At 63.6% G+C, this 16,565-nt stretch carries 17 protein-coding genes; 12 read left to right on the top strand and 5 right to left on the bottom strand.

Annotated features, from left to right (window positions below; translation table 11 throughout):
• Position 1 precedes the first annotated feature (1 nt).
• Positions 2 to 1,024: a TRAP transporter substrate-binding protein gene (locus EWH21_RS07050; RefSeq protein ID WP_277700152.1), complete on the bottom strand. Its 1,023-nt coding sequence runs from the start codon at positions 1,022 to 1,024 to the stop codon at positions 2 to 4.
• 381 nt (positions 1,025 to 1,405) lie between these two features.
• On the opposite strand from EWH21_RS07050, the gene EWH21_RS07045 reads away from it, so the two are divergent.
• On the top strand, positions 1,406 to 2,620 hold the full coding sequence (locus tag EWH21_RS07045) for an OprD family porin (RefSeq protein WP_277700151.1): 1,215 nt from the start codon (positions 1,406 to 1,408) through the stop codon (positions 2,618 to 2,620).
• Positions 2,621 to 2,787: 167 nt separating this feature from the next.
• On the opposite strand, the gene hpaA is transcribed toward EWH21_RS07045, so the two are convergent.
• Entirely contained in the window at positions 2,788 to 3,693 is a 906-nt protein-coding gene (gene hpaA, locus EWH21_RS07040) for a 4-hydroxyphenylacetate catabolism regulatory protein HpaA (protein WP_277700150.1), read from the bottom strand.
• Positions 3,694 to 3,703: 10 nt separating this feature from the next.
• Complete coding sequence (gene hpaR, locus EWH21_RS07035) at positions 3,704 to 4,126, bottom strand: homoprotocatechuate degradation operon regulator HpaR (RefSeq protein WP_179553624.1); 423 nt, start codon at positions 4,124 to 4,126, stop codon at positions 3,704 to 3,706.
• Between the two features lie 319 nt (positions 4,127 to 4,445).
• Here hpaR (EWH21_RS07035) and EWH21_RS07030 point away from each other — a divergent pair, with 319 nt between their 5' ends.
• The 9 genes from EWH21_RS07030 (at position 4,446) to EWH21_RS06990 (ending at position 12,920) form a co-directional block, all read left to right on the top strand.
• Entirely contained in the window at positions 4,446 to 5,093 is a 648-nt protein-coding gene (locus tag EWH21_RS07030; protein WP_277700149.1) for a fumarylacetoacetate hydrolase family protein, read from the top strand.
• 10 nt (positions 5,094 to 5,103) lie between these two features.
• Positions 5,104 to 5,871: a fumarylacetoacetate hydrolase family protein gene (locus EWH21_RS07025; protein WP_179553622.1), complete on the top strand. Its 768-nt coding sequence runs from the start codon at positions 5,104 to 5,106 to the stop codon at positions 5,869 to 5,871.
• Between the two features lie 20 nt (positions 5,872 to 5,891).
• The gene (gene hpaE / locus EWH21_RS07020) at positions 5,892 to 7,352 is read left to right on the top strand and encodes a 5-carboxymethyl-2-hydroxymuconate semialdehyde dehydrogenase (RefSeq protein ID WP_277700148.1); all 1,461 of its coding nucleotides are present in this window, start codon (positions 5,892 to 5,894) and stop codon (positions 7,350 to 7,352) included.
• 190 nt (positions 7,353 to 7,542) lie between these two features.
• Positions 7,543 to 8,466, top strand: coding sequence for a 3,4-dihydroxyphenylacetate 2,3-dioxygenase (gene hpaD, locus EWH21_RS07015; protein ID WP_277700147.1), 924 nt, complete (start codon positions 7,543 to 7,545; stop codon positions 8,464 to 8,466).
• Positions 8,467 to 8,549: 83 nt separating this feature from the next.
• Complete coding sequence (locus tag EWH21_RS07010) at positions 8,550 to 8,954, top strand: 5-carboxymethyl-2-hydroxymuconate Delta-isomerase (protein WP_179553619.1); 405 nt, start codon at positions 8,550 to 8,552, stop codon at positions 8,952 to 8,954.
• Positions 8,955 to 9,038: 84 nt separating this feature from the next.
• Positions 9,039 to 9,842, top strand: a complete 804-nt coding sequence (gene hpaH / locus EWH21_RS07005; protein WP_179553618.1) for a 2-oxo-hept-4-ene-1,7-dioate hydratase — start codon at positions 9,039 to 9,041, stop codon at positions 9,840 to 9,842.
• 89 nt (positions 9,843 to 9,931) lie between these two features.
• The gene (gene hpaI, locus EWH21_RS07000; protein ID WP_277700146.1) at positions 9,932 to 10,735 is read left to right on the top strand and encodes a 4-hydroxy-2-oxoheptanedioate aldolase; all 804 of its coding nucleotides are present in this window, start codon (positions 9,932 to 9,934) and stop codon (positions 10,733 to 10,735) included.
• A 31-nt stretch (positions 10,736 to 10,766) separates the two neighbouring features.
• The gene (locus tag EWH21_RS06995) at positions 10,767 to 12,221 is read left to right on the top strand and encodes an NAD-dependent succinate-semialdehyde dehydrogenase (protein WP_277700145.1); all 1,455 of its coding nucleotides are present in this window, start codon (positions 10,767 to 10,769) and stop codon (positions 12,219 to 12,221) included.
• A gap of 159 nt (positions 12,222 to 12,380) precedes the next feature.
• On the top strand, positions 12,381 to 12,920 hold the full coding sequence (locus EWH21_RS06990) for a hypothetical protein (protein WP_277700144.1): 540 nt from the start codon (positions 12,381 to 12,383) through the stop codon (positions 12,918 to 12,920).
• A 96-nt stretch (positions 12,921 to 13,016) separates the two neighbouring features.
• Here the strand turns inward: EWH21_RS06990 and hpaR (EWH21_RS06985) are convergent, their stop codons facing one another.
• Together hpaR (EWH21_RS06985) and EWH21_RS06980 are read right to left on the bottom strand one after the other, a co-directional pair.
• Positions 13,017 to 13,439 (bottom strand): homoprotocatechuate degradation operon regulator HpaR, encoded by a 423-nt coding sequence (gene hpaR / locus EWH21_RS06985; protein WP_210390589.1) that lies wholly within the window; start codon positions 13,437 to 13,439, stop codon positions 13,017 to 13,019.
• Between the two features lie 35 nt (positions 13,440 to 13,474).
• Positions 13,475 to 14,551, bottom strand: a complete 1,077-nt coding sequence (locus EWH21_RS06980) for an extracellular solute-binding protein (protein ID WP_277700143.1) — start codon at positions 14,549 to 14,551, stop codon at positions 13,475 to 13,477.
• A gap of 165 nt (positions 14,552 to 14,716) precedes the next feature.
• Between EWH21_RS06980 and EWH21_RS06975 the strand changes: the two genes are divergently transcribed.
• Positions 14,717 to 15,175, top strand: coding sequence for a heme-binding protein (locus EWH21_RS06975; RefSeq protein ID WP_277700142.1), 459 nt, complete (start codon positions 14,717 to 14,719; stop codon positions 15,173 to 15,175).
• A gap of 89 nt (positions 15,176 to 15,264) precedes the next feature.
• Positions 15,265 to 16,563 carry an FAD-binding oxidoreductase gene (locus EWH21_RS06970; protein ID WP_179553611.1) on the top strand — a complete coding sequence of 433 codons (1,299 nt, stop codon included), beginning with the start codon at positions 15,265 to 15,267 and terminating at the stop codon, positions 16,561 to 16,563.
• The last annotated feature ends 2 nt before the right edge of the window (positions 16,564 to 16,565 follow it).

Below are 16,565 nucleotides of genomic sequence, written 5' to 3'. Positions count from 1 at the left end.
ACTACCGATTACCAGCGGCCAGGTTGCGGACGCCGTCGATCAGCGCCTTTCCGTCGAGGTTCTTGCCATTGGCTTCACCGATCCATTGCTCGATGGCACTGGCCGACGCCTTCTGCATCTCTGCATAGGCAGCGGGTTCGATGCGGGCCAGAGCGGCCTCTGGAGCTGCTGACTCGGCAGCTTCCGTGGCCTTGTCCCAGGCCTCGGCAAAGCGCTCGGACAACGCCTTGCCGCTGTTACGCTCGATGATGGCCTGCAGATCCGCCGGCAGAGCATCGAACCTGCGCTGGTTCATCAGCATGGTCAGCACGGTATAGCCGAACGCCGGTTGCCCTTCCGGGGTGACACTGTGGAACTGGGTGACTTCATCCAGCTTGGTCGCCGGCACCACCTCCCAGGCGGCCAGCGCACCGTCGACCACGCCCTTGGAAATGGCCTCGGTCATCTGCGCCGGCGGCATGCTCACCGGGGTGGCACCCAGGCTCTCGATGGTTTTTGCCGCAGTACGACTGGAAGCACGCAGCTTCAGGCCATTGAGGTCGGCCAGGGTATTCACCCGCTTGCCACGGGTATGCAGGCTCATGCCGCCATCGCCATGCACCACCAGCACCTTGTAGCCCTGGAAATCATCCTTGGCGTACTGCTCGTAGTAATCCCAGATGATCGCGTTACCAGCCTTGCCGCCATAGGGCAGGACGAAGGGCAGCTCCAGCGCCTCGACTCGCGGGAACTTCCCGGCGGAATAGGCCGGCGCCGTCCAGACGATATCCGCCACGCCATTGCGCGCCATGTCCGCCAGCTTCGCCGGGGTGCCGCCCAGTTGCATCGACGGGTAGATCTGACACTGGATACGGCCAGCCGACTCCTTTTCCAGCTGGGCACACCAGGGCTCGATGATGTTGGCCTGAGCATTGGACGTGGAAGGAAGGAAATGAGCGACCTTCAGCTTGACCGTCTGCGCCTGAGCGCAGGAGCCGGCAGCAGTCAGTGCCACACACAGAAAGGCGGAGTAAAGGGATTTCATGCGGTAGCTCCATTTTGTTGTTGTAACCATGCGCACGCAGTACGACGCCGGTCTGGGTGAAGCGCTATTACGTTAATAAGCTAATAAATTTACGAACAATGTCAATCACTACTGGTGTCGAACACCGCTTAGGCGACGACCAGCAACGGTCAAAAATCAATGATTTATCGTTTATTTTCAACGAATTGAACACCTTCAAAGCAGCAAACCACTCGCCATGAAAGCCCATGGAAAATCCAGCCTTATTGTTAACATATTAATTTGATGCTAGGTTCATTTCGCCACTCCTGCTTCGCGGCAGCGGTATGGCGGGCACTTAACATAGCCTCAGAGATAACAACAATGACTCGAAAAGCACCTTCACTCCCCCTGCTCTCCTGCATGCTCGCAGGCTCCTGGATCGTCAGCGGCAATGCCCTCGCCGCCTTGCTCGACGACAGCAAAGCCAGCCTCGAACTGCGCAACATGTACCTCAACCGCGACTACCGTGAGCCAGGCACCGCCACCTCCTACGGCGAAGTCTGGGCCCAGGGGTTCATCGCACGTCTGGAATCCGGCTACAGCGAAGGCACGGTCGGCTTCGGCGCCGACGTGATCGGCATGCTCGGCGTACGTCTGGACTCCGGCAAAGGGCGGGTCAACGGCGCCAGCGGCGGTGGTGGCATCGGTATGCTGCCGCTGGAAAGCGATGGCAGCCCGGTGGATGACTACAGCGAACTGGGCGTGACGGCCAAGGCCCGCCTATCCAAGAGCACCCTGCACCTGGGCACCCTGCAGCCCTTGTTACCGGTCGTGCAGTACAACAACACCCGCCTGCTGCCCGGAACCTACAGCGGCGGCCTGCTCACCTCGCAGGAAATCGCGGGGCTGACCCTGCATGCCGGTCGCCTTACCGAGTACAACCTGCGCGACCAGAGCCACCGTCAGGACTTCCCTAACGACATCGATAGCTTCGACCTGCTCGGTGGCAGCTATGCCGTCAATCCACAGCTGACCGCCAGCTACTACTACGGTCGCTATGACAACACCTACAAGCAGCATTTCGCAGGCCTGGTCCATAACCTGCCGCTGGCTGAGGGGCTGAACCTGCGCAGCGATCTGCGCTATTTCCAGACCGATTACGATGCCAGCGGCGTTGGCAGGAACCACTTCCTCAACGGCATGTTCACCCTGAGCGCCGGCGCGCATAAGTTCGCTGCCGGCTTCCAGCGCATGTCCGGTGATTCGGTGCTCGGCGTGATCACCGGCGCCGATCCGTACAGCACCAACCTGTCGACCTACTGGACCTTCAACCGGCAGAACGAAGATGCCTGGCAACTGCGCTACGACTACGACTTCGTCGGCCTGGGCATTCCCGGCCTGACCTTCATGACCCGCTATATCAGCGGTTACGACATCGAAAGCAGCGCCGGCAACAATGGCAAAGAGTGGGAACGCAACAGCGACCTGGTCTACACCTTCCAGGACAGCACCCTGAAGGGCTTGCGCGTACACCTGCGCAACGTGACCTACCGTGCCGGGCAGGTCACCGGCCCGGGCGCCGTGGATATCGACGAGAACCGCGTGATCGTCAGCTACACCCTGCCCCTGCTGTAACCTCGTGCGTGCCCGGCGCCGGCCGGGCACGCACGCAGCCGCGTGCATCGCCCCTCGAATGAATCCGTGCCAGGGCACTCGGGAGCATGCGGCCTGCCCTGCGCCAACCGGTCACTGGATTGACATGCGAACCAGATGCGAACCGGCTACGCCCTGCTGCGCTGCCTTCAGATGCCGTCAGCCCGGCTACGCAAGCGGTATTCGCCCGGCGTGACGCCGGCATGCCGGGAGAAGAAGCGACTGAAGTAGGCCGGGTCCTTGAACCCCAGCTGGTAGCAGATCTCGTTGACACTGCAGGCGGTAAACAGCAGCAGGCGCTTGGCCTCCTGCATCAGGCGCTCGAACACCAGGCGTTTGGACGGCATGTCGGCGATACGCCGGCAGACATCGTTGAGGCGCGCCTCGGTCACCCCCAGCAGGCGCGCATAATCGGCCAGGGGCAGATGCTGCAGGTAATGCGCCTCGACCAGTTGATTGAAGCGCTGGAAGATATGCATGTCCTCGCGCCGCGCCGGCTGCGCTGACAGGGAGCGCTCCGACAGACGCAACAGACCGATGAAGATCAGCCGCGTCAGCGCCTGCAAGGCCGTTTCGCGCCCTGGCCGGGCAGCGGAAAACTCGCCGCGCAACTGGTCGAACAGCAGATTCAGGCGCAGCACTTCATCGCGATACGCCTCTCCCAGCTCACCGATTGCCACGCAGATCGGCGCGAGCTGCGCGCCGGGAGCCAGCCCGACCACCTCCTGCAACAGCGGCCAGACCAGCTGCTGGCGCACGGTGATCACATGGCCATCGCTGGCAGCCTCGGTGACGAATGCATGGGCGATGGTCGGCGGCGTGAGAAAGAACATAGGTCCCTGCTGCACGTAGCGCTGGTCGTCGAGGTAGACGCGCACGCTGCCACTCTTGACGTAATGCACCTGGAAGAACCGATCGTGTCGATGAACCGGCATGTTGCGCCCGAAGAAGTCCGCCAGCTTGCCCAGCGCCTCGTAATGCACTTCGGAATCGGCATAGCGCTGGTCATAGACCTGGCCGATATCGATATTGGGGATCGGCGGGCGGCTCGCCATCACATGCGCTTCAAGGCTTGATCTGCTTGAGCTCGTTGAGCAGGCCGAACAGTTGCTGGAGCTTTTCCGCGCCGAACTGCTCGAGGATACGCTGGTAGTTGCGCTCCATGTCCTCGCTCATCGACACGAAGCACTGCTGCCCCTGCTCGGTCAGGCCGACGAAGACACGACGCTGATCCTGCGCCGACTTCCAGCGCCGCACCACACCATCGCGCTCCATCCGCGACAGCACGCCGGTCATGCTCGGCTTGAGGATGCAGGCCTGGCTGGCCAACTGATGGATCTCCATTTCTCCGGATTGCCGCAGGATCCGAATGATCCGCCATTGCTGCTCGGTCAATCCGTGCTGGTTCAGCGAAGGACGGAAGAAGCCCATGGCCGCTTCGCGCGCCTGCAGCAGGGTAAGAGTCAGGGAGGGACGTGGGGCAGCCATGGACGAGTCGATTCTCCGGCGGTGTCAGAAATAGATAGGAATTTAAACAATTTCTGCCCAGCCGACGCAAACACCAGTGAGTCACACGCGTCGGCCTGGCAAGCCAAGTCAAGCACATTGGCAGCCCCAGACAATAAATGACGGGCGAAGCACCGTTTAATGAGCACACAGCCGAGGCTCGACAGGGAGCATGACTTGACCAAAGTTAATATGTTAACTATAACATTAGCATGTTAACGATTTACCGGTACCGAACCGATAGTTCGGCACCACTGCCTTTATGCACTGGGAGCTTCCCAGATCGATCCAGGAGTGAAGCATGCGTCACGCCGCTAGCGACATCGCCACAGGCACTCTGTTCGGCATCGCGCTGAACTACCAAGGGCTGCTGCAAAGCCGGCTGGCCGAGTTCAACGAGCCGCCCTATCAGAAGCCACCGGTCAAGCCGGTGCTGTTCATCAAGACCCCCAATACCCGCAATGGTGATGGTCAGGCCGTGTTCATGCCGGCCGGCGAACGCCTGCAGCCGGGGCCTGCCCTGGGCGTGGTGATCGGCAAGACCGCCAGCCGCGTCAGCGAAGCCGAGGCGATGAAGCATGTCGCCGGCTACCTGATCGTCAATGAATTCAGCCTGCCGGAAGACAGCTATTACCGCCCGGCCGTCAAGGCCAAATGCCGTGACGGTTTCTGCGCCCTGAGCAGCGACGTGGTCGCGCTGAGCAACCCGCACAACCTGACCCTGACCCTGCTGGTCAACGGCGAAGTGCGCCAGGAAAACAGCACGGCCAACTTCGTGCGCAGCATCCCGCAACTGATCACCGAACTCAGCGAGTTCATGACCCTGCATGAAGGCGACGTGCTGATCACCGGCACCCCGGAAGGCCGCGTCGACGTGCAGCCCGGCGATGAAGTCGTGGTGGAAATCAGTGGCCTGGGCCGGCTGACCAACACCATCGTCGCGGAATAAGGAGAGCACCATGAAACACGCCCGCATCCGCTACCAGGATGAAATTCACGCCGTCACCGTCGAGACAGACAACGCCGTGCGCCTGGCCGATGGTCGCCTGCTCGCCGAAGCCGATGTCGAGTGGCTGGCACCTGCTGAAGGCAGCATGTTCGCCCTCGGCCTGAACTACGCCGACCACGCCGCCGAGCTGGCCTTCAAGGCGCCGACCGAACCGCTGGCGTTCATCAAGTCGCCGGGCACCTATACCGGCCACAACCAGGTCACCTGGCGCCCCGACAACGTCAAGTACATGCACTACGAGTGCGAACTGGTCGCCGTGATCGGCAAGCCGGCGAAGAACGTCAAGCGCGAGGACGCCCTCGAGTACCTGGCGGGCTACACCGTTTGCAACGACTACGCGATCCGCGACTACCTGGAGAATTACTACCGGCCCAACCTGCGGGTGAAGAACCGTGACTGCACCACCCCGGTGGGCCCGTGGATCGTCGATGCAGCCGAAGTGCCGGACCCGTCCAGGCTCAGGCTGCGCACCTGGATCAACGGCGAGTTGAAACAGGAAGGCAGCACCGCCGACATGATCTTCGACATCCCCTATCTCATCGAATACTTCTCCAGCTTCATGACCCTGCAGCCGGGCGACATGATCGCCACCGGCACGCCGGAAGGCCTGGCCGACGTGGTGCCGGGCGATGAAGTGGTGGTGGAAGTGGAAGGCGTTGGCCGCCTGGTCAACCGCATCGTCAGCGAATCCGAATTCTTCGCCGCCCGCGGCCGATAACACGCACAAGGTACAGAATCATGATCAAGCACTGGATCAACGGCAAGGAAGTCGAGAGCAAAGAGACTTTCACCAACTACAACCCCGCCACCACCGAAGCCATTGGCGAAGTCGCCAGCGGTGGGGCCGAGGAAATCGACCTGGCCGTGGCCGCCGCCAAGGCAGCCTTCCCCAAGTGGGCCAACACCCCTGCCAAGGAACGCGCCAGGCTGATGCGCAAGCTGGGTGAGCTGATCGACCAGAACGTGCCCAAGCTGGCCGAGCTGGAAACCCTCGACACCGGCCTGCCCATTCACCAGACCCGGAACGTGCTGATCCCGCGCGCCTCGCACAACTTCGACTTCTTCGCCGAAGTCTGCACGCGCATGGACGGCCACAGCTATCCGGTCGACGACCAGATGCTCAACTACACCCTGTACCAGCCGGTCGGCGTATGCGGCCTGGTGTCGCCATGGAACGTGCCGTTCATGACCGCCACCTGGAAGACCGCACCGTGCCTGGCACTGGGCAACACCGCGGTACTGAAGATGAGCGAGCTGTCGCCACTGACGGCCAACGAGCTGGGCCGCCTGGCCCTGGAGGCCGGCATTCCGCCGGGCGTGCTCAACGTGGTCCAGGGCTATGGCGCCACCGCCGGCGATGCGCTGGTGCGTCACCCCGACGTACGCGCCATCTCCTTCACCGGCGGCACCGCCACCGGGCGCAGGATCATGCAGACCGCTGGTCTGAAGAAATACTCGATGGAACTGGGTGGCAAGAGCCCGGTGCTGATCTTCGACGACGCCGACCTCGACCGTGCCCTCGATGCCGCGCTGTTCACCATCTTCTCGCTGAACGGTGAGCGCTGCACCGCCGGTTCGCGCATCTTCATCCAGGAAAGCGTCTACGACCAGTTCGTCGCCGAGTTCGCCGCACGCGCCAAACGCCTGATCGTCGGCGACCCCACCGACCCGAAGACCCAGGTCGGTTCGATGATCACCCAGGCGCACTACGACAAGGTCACCGGCTACATCAGGATCGGCATCGAGGAAGGTGCCAATCTGGTCGCTGGCGGCCTGGAGCGTCCGGCTGGCCTGCCCGCGCATCTGGCCAGGGGTCAGTTCATCCAGCCGACCGTATTCGCCGACGTCGACAACCGCATGCGCATTGCCCAGGAAGAAATCTTCGGCCCGGTGGCCTGCCTGATCAAGTTCAAGGACGAAGCCGAAGCCCTGCGCCTGGCCAACGACACCGAGTACGGCCTGGCTTCCTACATCTGGACCCAGGACATCGGCAAGGCCCATCGCCTGGCGCGCGGCATCGAAGCCGGCATGGTCTTCATCAACAGCCAGAACGTACGCGACCTGCGCCAGCCGTTCGGTGGTGTGAAGGGTTCGGGCACCGGCCGTGAAGGCGGCGAGTACAGCTTCGAGGTATTCGCCGAGATCAAGAACGTGTGCATTTCCATGGGCAGCCACCACATTCCGCGCTGGGGCCTCTGAAAAGCCGTTCGCACCTGAGCGACCGTTGCCTTAGCCTCGACGGTCTGCACACGCGACGAATGCGCGGATTGCATCCCCTTCCGCTGGAGGGGGATGCGGACGACGCAACGAAGATTTTGCCGGACGTGCGAACAACCACAATCAAGCACGAAAGCGCCGTTGCAACGGACTTTCCAGCAGGAGAATCACCATGGGCAAACTCGCTCTGGCTGCCAAGATCACCCACGTCCCCTCGATGTACATCTCCGAGTTCCCCGGCCCGCGCCAGGGGTTCCGTCAGGCGGCCATCGACGGCCACATCGAGATCAGCAGGCGCTGCCGCGAGCTGGGCGTGGACACCATCGTGGTGTTCGACACCCACTGGCTGGTCAACGCCGGCTACCACATCAACTGCGGGCCGCACTTCAAGGGTCTGTACACCAGCAACGAGCTGCCGCACTTCATCAGCAACATGCCGTACGAGTTCCCGGGCAACCCCGAACTGGGCAAGATCCTCGCCGCCGAGTGCAACCGCATGGGCGTGGAGACCATGGCCCACGACGCCACCACCCTGGCGCCGGAGTACGGCACCCTGGTGCCGATGCGCTACATGAACCAGGACCAGCACTTCAAGGTGATTTCGGTCTCCTCGCTGTGCACCTCGCACTACCTCAATGACAGCGCCCGCCTCGGCTGGGCCATGCGCAAGGCAGTGGAAGAGCACTACGACGGGACCGTGGCATTTCTCGCCAGCGGCTCGCTGTCGCACCGCTTCGCACAGAACGGCCAGGCACCGGAGTTCGCCACCCGGATCTGGAGCCCGTTCCTGGAGACGCTCGACCAGCGCGTGATCCAGATGTGGCAGAACGGCGAATGGCAAGACTTCTGCGCCATGCTCCCGGAGTACGCCGCCAAGGGCCACGGTGAAGGCTTCATGCACGACACCGCCAAGTTGCTCGGGGCGCTGGGCTGGTCGAACTACGACGGCCAGGTGGAAGTACTCACTCCCTACTTCGCCGCCTCCGGCACCGGGCAGATCAACGCCATCTTCCCGGTCACCGCGCAGGACGGTTCGGCCATTCCCGCGCCGAGCGCCTCCCAACCGGCCAGCGTGCCTTCGACCAGCCGACTGTAACCCCCAGCGGGAGCGGCTGCCGCCACGACAGACGACTGACTGAAGCTCGACTGAACCGCTCCTGCCTTTGCGAGGACACTGCAATGCCCCACCTGGTGCTGCTGTACACCCCGGACCTGGAAAGCCAGGCCGACATTCCCGGCCTGTGCCGCGCGCTGGCCGACAGCATGCTCGAACAGCGCGACGAAAGCGGCAAGGCCGTGTTCCCCACTGGTGGCACCCGTGTGCTGGCCTACCCCGCCACGCACAGTGCCGTGGCCGACGGCAAGGGCGACTACGGCTTTCTCTACGCCAACCTGCGCATGGGTGCCGGCCGCAGCGCGGCCGTGCACAAGCAGGTTGGCGACAGCCTGCTGGCCACCTTGCGTCAGTACCTGGATGCCCTGCAGCAGCAGCGCCCGATCGGTCTCACGCTGCAGATCGACGAAAGCTCCGGACAGGTCTACGACGGCAAGCACAGCAGTCTGCACCCGCTGTTCAACACCTAACCCGCGCCCTCCCTGCGCGACTCGACACCACTGCCGCGTATCTGCCCGAAGCACTGCGCGCCTACCGCTCAAGAGAGATCCGCCATGCTCGACTCGACCCTCATCCAGCAGGCTGCCGCCCGCCTCGACGCCGCCGAGCGCTCGCGCCAGCAGGTTCGCCAGTTCTCCCTGGACCACCCCGCGATCACCATCGAGGATGCCTACGCCATCCAGCGCGCCTGGGTCGCGCAGAAGATCAGGGACGGACGCAAGCTGGTCGGCCACAAGATCGGCCTGACCTCGCGCGCCATGCAGGTGTCGTCGAACATCAGCGAACCGGACTACGGCGCCCTGCTCGACGACATGCTGTTCGATGAAGGCAGCGACATCCCCTTCGAGCGCTTCATCGTGCCGCGCGTGGAAGTGGAACTGGCATTCATCCTCGGCAAGCCGCTGAAAGGCCCGAACGTGACGATCTTCGACGTGCTCGACGCCACCGAGTGGGTGATTCCGGCGCTGGAGATCATCGACGCGCGCATCCAGCAGCTCGACCCGGAAACCCAGGTCACGCGCAAGGTGTTCGATACCATCTCCGACAACGCCGCCAACGCCGGCGTGGTCATGGGTGGCCGTGCCGTGCGCCCGACCGAGATCGACCTGCGCAAGGTGCCGGCGGTGCTCTACCGCAACGGCGTGATCGAGGAGTCCGGGGTATCCGCCGCGGTACTCAACCACCCGGCCAAGGGCGTGGCCTGGCTGGCCAACAAACTGGCGCCGTACGACGTCACCCTGGAACCGGGCCAGATCATCCTCGGCGGCTCGTTCACCCGTCCGGTGGCGGCCAATCCGGGCGATACCTTCCACGTCGACTACGACATGCTCGGCAGCATCGCCTGCCGGTTTATCTAAGCCACAAGCGGCAAGCTTCAAGCCACAAGAACAGCAGCGCTCGCTTGCCGCTTGAAGCTTGTGCCTTGCAGCTCTCCGAAGGAGCCCCCATGGACATGCCCATCAACACCTTCAAGCAACGCCTGCAATCGGGCGAGGCGCAGATCGGCCTGTGGCTCGGCCTGGCCGATCCGTACTGCGCGGAGCTGGCGGCCAACGCCGGCTTCGACTGGCTGCTGATCGACGGCGAACACGCGCCCAACGACCTGCGCGGCCTGCTCGGCCAGTTGCAGGCCGTGGCGCCGTACGCCTCTCAGCCGGTTATCCGCCCGGTGATCGGCGACACCGCGTTGCTCAAGCAGATTCTCGACATTGGCGCACAAACCCTGCTGGTGCCGATGGTAGAGAGCGCCGAGCAAGCCCGTGAGCTGGTGCGCGCCATGCATTATCCGCCGAGCGGCGTGCGTGGTGTCGGCAGCGCCCTGGCGCGTGCCTCGCGCTGGAACAGCATCCCCGGCTACCTGGACCAGGCTGACGCGCAGATGTGCCTGCTGGTGCAGATCGAGAACCTCGACGGTCTGGCCAGGCTCGATGAGATCGTCGCCGTCGATGGCGTCGATGGCGTGTTCATCGGCCCGGCTGACCTCAGTGCCTCCATGGGCCATCGCGGCAACCCCGGTCACCCCGACGTGCAAGCCGCCATCGAAGACGCCATCGTGCGTATCGGCAAGGCCGGCAAGGCCGCCGGCATCCTCAGTGCCGATCAGAGCCTGGCCCGTCGCTATATCGAACTGGGCGCCAGATTCGTCGCCGTAGGCGTCGACACCACCGTACTGATGCGCGGCCTGCAGACCCTGGCCAGCGCCTTCAAGGATGCTCCGGCACCGTCCACCAGTGGCGGCGGCGTTTACTGACCCGCCCCGCCAGCATTTGCAAGAGAACGACATGAAACTCACCGATCTGAACCTGCTGCGCGAACAGGCCTATATCGATGGCCAATGGGTCGAGGCGGACAACGCAACGCGCTTCGCCGTGACCAACCCGGCCAATGGCGAGCTGATCGCCGACGTGGCCGCCGTCGGCCAGGCAGAGACCGCCCGCGCCATTGCCGCGGCGAAAGCGGCCCTGCCCGCCTGGCGCGAGAAGACCGCCAAGGAACGCAGCGCCATCCTGCGCAACTGGTACAACCTGATCATGGCCAACCAGGAAGACCTGGCCCGCCTGCTCAGCTGGGAACAGGGCAAGCCGCTGGCCGAAAGCCGTGGCGAGATCGCCTACGGCGCCAGCTTCATCGAGTGGTTCGCCGAAGAAGCCAAGCGTGTCTACGGCGACGTCATCCCGCATGACAAGCAAGGCCGTCGCCTGGTGGTGATCAAGCAAGCCATCGGCGTGGTCGCGGCGATCACCCCGTGGAACTTCCCCAACGCCATGATCACCCGCAAGGTCGGCCCGGCCCTGGCCGCCGGCTGCACCGTGGTGCTCAAGCCCGCTTCGGAAACCCCGCTGTCGGCCCTGGCCCTGGCGGTACTGGGCGAGCGCGCCGGCATCCCGGCTGGCGTGCTGAACATCGTCCCCGGCAATGACTCGCGCGCCATTGGCGGCGAGCTGACCGGCAACCCGGACGTGGCCAAGCTGTCCTTCACCGGCTCCACCGGCATCGGCAAACTGCTGATGGCGCAATGCGCCGAGACCATCAAGAAAGTGTCACTGGAACTGGGCGGCAATGCGCCGTTCATCGTCTTCGACGATGCCGATCTGGATGCCGCCGTGCAGGGCGCCATCGGCTCCAAGTTCCGCAACAGCGGGCAGACCTGCGTGTGCACCAACCGTCTGCTGGTGCAGAACGGCGTGTACGACGAGTTCAGCCAGCGTCTGGTCGAGGCAGTGAATGCTCTGAAGGTCGCTCCGGCGGGTGATGACGGCGCCCAGCAGGGCCCGCTGATCAACGCCAAGGCCGTGGCCAAGGTCGAAGAGCATATCCAGGACGCCGTGAGCAAAGGCGCCAAGGTGCTCGCCGGTGGCAAGCCGCATGCGCTTGGCGGCAGCTTCTTCGAACCTACCGTGCTCGGCGACGTCACCCCCGAGATGCTGGTCGCACGCGACGAAACCTTCGGCCCGCTGGCACCGATCTTCCGCTTCGACAGCGAGGCCGAGGCCATCGCCATGGCCAACGACACCGAGTTCGGCCTCGCCTCCTACCTGTACACCCGCGATCTGGGTCGAGCCTGGCGCGTCAGCGAAGCGCTGGAATACGGCATGGTCGGTGTCAACGAAGGGCTGATCTCCACCGAGGTCGCGCCGTTCGGCGGCATCAAGCAGTCGGGCCTGGGCCGTGAAGGCTCGCACTACGGTATCGACGACTATATCGAGCAGAAATACATGTGCCTGGGTATCTCCTGAGCCCCGCCACACCCCGCAGGCTTGTCACCCTTATGGCCCCTGACCGGGCCATTTTTTTGAGTGCTCGGCTGCACGCCCGGCCATGAACCGCGTCAATCCGAACTAGCAGTCCGATCCTGTGCCCATCACGCGGCACCCACCATGTCTTACGAGAACCACATGCCCCGCTCCCGCACGCTACTCGCTCCCCTGCTCTGCCTGCTCGGTTTGGCGAACGGCGCCCAGGCCGAAGACAGTGTCTATCACCAGGCGCTCGACCAGGAGTTGGCCAACCGCGCCGTCGCTCGCCAGGTGGTGCCACAACTGGCCGAACGGCATATCGGCACGGCGCAGGGCGAATTCTGGCAAGCCTATGCCGAGCTGGAAGCCATGCAGCACGCACGCTATGCCGACGAAGCCAGCCGCCAGAGCCTGCGCAATGAGCACCGCGGCGGCCTCAAGGCCGGCGCCTCGCTGGCTTTCGCCCGGTTGTTCAACGCGACGTTCATCCAGGTGCTGGCCGGTGCGACCGAGCGCTATCTGGCAGAGCTCGAAGCCCTGCCGGCTCAAGACGACAGCGCCAGCCAGCGCTTCTGGGACTATGTGATCGAACAGGAGCGCGCCCAGGTGAATGCCCTGGCACTGGCGGCCGAGAGCGATTTCCAGGGGGCGACGGCCGTGTTGGCGAACTTCAGCCGGCAACGGCTGCAGAGCGAGTGACGAGCATCGCGACCACCTGAGTCGCAGGGTGGACAACGCGTCAGCCGTCCACCTTCCCAGGAGGGGTCATGCTGGACATAAAGAACCTCTCCCACCCTAGGGCTTCACTCCGCGCAACTCGCGCAGCAGCTCCAGCAAGGTCGCCAGTTTCTCCTCACCCATCTGCTGCTGGATACGCTGGTAGTTCTTCTCCATTTCGACGCTCATCGAGGCGAAACACTGCTCGCCTTGTTCCGTCAGGCTGACCAGCACTCGCCGCTGGTCCTCGAGCATCCTGCGCCGCCCGACGAGGCCATCACGCTGCAGCCGTGCCAGCACGCCGCTCATGCTCGGTTTGAGGATGCAGGCCAGACGCGCCAACTGGTGATTCTCCAGCTCGCCCTGCTGACGCAGGATGCGGATCACCCGCCATTGCTGCTCGGTAAGGTCGTGCAGGTTGAGTTGCGGACGGAAAAACCGCATCGCCGTTTCACGGGCTTGCAGCAGGGTCAGAGTCAGGGAAGGACGAGGACTTGGCATGTTCGCGCTGAATGATCGGTTACGGAGCTGTTCAATTATCTGTCGCTGGCACAGCATGGGATGGTCTTCTTCAGGTCGCCCCAGAAGTGATCCAGGGCTTCTTTCTGCTGCGCGGAAAGGTTCTCCAGCATGTACACGCGACGGCGCTCGTCAGTACCCAGCACCTGCATCGGCCGCTCCGTGGCGAGGTCCTGGTGGACCTGCAGCTCTGGCTTGAGCGGCGAGTAGAAGTAGGTCACCCGCGCGTTGCGAATCGCCTGTTCAGGCTGCAGCAGGTAATCCATGAAGCGGTAGGCCAGGTCAGGATTGGTGGCATTGGCCGGGATCGCCAGGCTGTCGATGAAGGCCACCGCCCCCTCCTCCGGCACCTGAAAACGCAACTGGGGATTGCGCTGCGCCGCAGTCAGCGCATGCCCGGCCCAGGCCATCGCCACGCACAGACGGCGCTCGCCCAGCGCCTTGATATAGCTTTCGTTATCCAGCGCATCCAACTGTGGCCCGATCTTCAGCAACGGCTGCAAGCTGCGCTCGATCTGCCGCGGGCCATACTGCGGCAAATTGCGCCCACGGTAGTTGAACCAGAGCGAGGCGGTCTCTTCCGGCGCATCCAGCATGCTCAGGCCACAACCGCGCAGGCGCGAGGCCTGGCGCTCACTGAACAGCAGGCTCCAGCTGTTGGGCAGCGGCCCGCCATAGCTGGCTTCGGCGCGTTGCGGGTCGATGGCCAGGCCGACCACGCCCCACAGGTAAGGCAGCGCATAACGATCAGCCGACTCGACACCCGCCAGCATGGCCAGCAAGCCAGGCGCGATGTTTTGCCGATTGGGCAGGCGTGCCATCTCCAGCGGGCGCAGCTGGCCACTGCGAATCAAGCGCCCCAGCTGGAAATGGGACGGGACGATCACGTCATAGGGCGTAGCCGAAGCCAGTGCCGCGTCCAGTTCTTCGGCAGCCGTGAATGTCTGGTAATCGACGCGAATCCCGGTCTGCTGTGCGAAATCCGCCAGCACCTGGGGATCGATGTAGTTCTTCCAGTTGAGCACACGCAGAGCCTCCTGAGCCTGTGCCTGAGCGCACAGCAACAGGATCAGCAATGCAGCTAGCAACCTCATGGTGACACTCCTTGGCGAGAGGTGGATCACCATTAAATCCCTGCGCCTCGGGCCGATGCATGCGCGAGCCTGCCAGGCACTTGTCCAGGGCTGACATCACGGCAGGCATTGATTGCCGCGACTCATTAAGCTGTTCATGATCTCTCATCCTGCCTGGACATCACCATGAACGATCTGCTTCGCCACACCCCCAGCCTGAGTCTTGCCCTGGCCATGTCAGCGTTGCAGGCCGCACTGCAGCACGCCCAGAACGCTGGCGTGAACGTCAGCATCGCCGTGGTCGATGGCGCCGGCCATCTGCTGCACATGGCGCACATGGACGGCGCGCCGCTGCTGAGCCGCGACATCGCCCTGAACAAGGCACGCACGGCGGTCAGCTTCGGCCTGGCCACGCACGCCTGGCAGGAACGCCTGCAACGCTGCTCCCCAGCGGTACGCCAGGGCCTGCCCTTGCAACCGGGGCTGGCCCTGTTCGGCGGCGGCGAACCGTTTCGGCACGCCGGGCAGATCATCGGTGCCATCGGCATTTCCGGTGCATCCGAAGCGCTCGACGGGGCATGCGCCGGCGCGGCGCTGGCGCGGGTCACGCAGTTGCTCGAGCGTGTCAGTCCGGATCAAAACTAACGGCAGGCAGGAACAAGACGCTCCCAGGGTGGCAGGCACTACTATCACCCCAACACACAGGACTTCCTTTCCGTCTTCAGGCAGCAGTCATGATCAATATCGAAACGCCGACCTACTACACGGCCACCAAGAAGTACGACCTCAGCTTCCCTTCGCTGGATCAGGACCTGGAAGCGGACGTCGTGGTGATCGGCGGTGGCTTCTCCGGCATCAACACCGCACTGGAGCTGGCCGAAAAAGGCATCACCAATATCGTCGTGCTGGAAGGACGCTACCTTGGCTTCGGTGGCACCGGGCGCAACGGTGGGCAGATCATGGCCGGTATCGGTCACGACCTGGAAAAGATCAAGAAGGACGTGGGCGAGGCCGGCCTGCGGCAGATCTTCGAGATCAGCGACATGGGCGCCGACATCATCAAGGGGCGTATCGCCAGGTACGACATCGATGCCGATTTCTGCCACGGCTACGGCTACATGGGTTTCAACGCCCGCCAGGAGAAAACCCTGCGCGCCTGGGAGAAGGAGTTCAAATCCCTGGGTTCGCCCCACGAGATTCGCTTTCTCGGCGGTTCCGAGGTCAAGCAGATCATCGGCTCCGATGCCTACAGCAGTGCCCTGCTGCACATGGGTGGCGGCCACGTGCACTCGCTCAACCTGCTGCTCGGCGAAGCCAAGGCACTGGCCAGCTACGGGGTGAAGATCTTCGAATACAGCCCGGCCCTGGAAGTGCAGTATGGCGAGCGCATCACCGTGCGCACCGGCAAGGGTTCGGTCAAGGCCAGCAAACTGCTGTGGGCCTGCGACAGCTTCCTCAACAAGCTGGAGCCGGAACTGCATCGCAGCACCATCAACACCTATGCCTTCCAGATGATGACCGAGCCGCTGTCGGATGAGCTGATCCAGCGCATCAGCCCGATTCGCGGTGCCTATAGCGACATTCGCCCAGTCATCGATTACTACCGCGTGACCAACGAGAACCGCCTGCTGTTCGGCGCTGCCACGCCGCTGGTCGAGCACATCCCCGGCGACCTCAAGGCCTGGAACCGCAACCTGATGCTGAAGATCTTCCCTTACCTCAAGGACGTGAAGATCGACCTGGCCTGGGGCGGACCGATGGCCTGCAGCGCCAACCTGTTCCCGCAGATCGGCAGCCTGCCGGGCCGCCCCAACGCCTTCTTCGTACAGGGCTACTCGGGCTTCGGCGTGACCCCCAGCCACATCATCTGCAAGGTGCTGGCCGAGGGCATGAGCGAAGGGTCGGCGCGCTACGACCTGATCAGCTCGGTCAAGCGCGGCAGCATCATCGGCAAGGACCAGCTGCGCCCGCTGCTGCTCACCGGCGGCAAGACCTGGCACCAGATTTCCGGCTACTGGAATGGCCGCCGTTAACG

Source organism: Pseudomonas sp. REST10 (assembly GCF_029542605.1).
Lineage (GTDB): Bacteria > Pseudomonadota > Gammaproteobacteria > Pseudomonadales > Pseudomonadaceae > Aquipseudomonas > Aquipseudomonas khazarica.
This window is presented reverse-complemented; position numbering and strand designations above follow the sequence as displayed.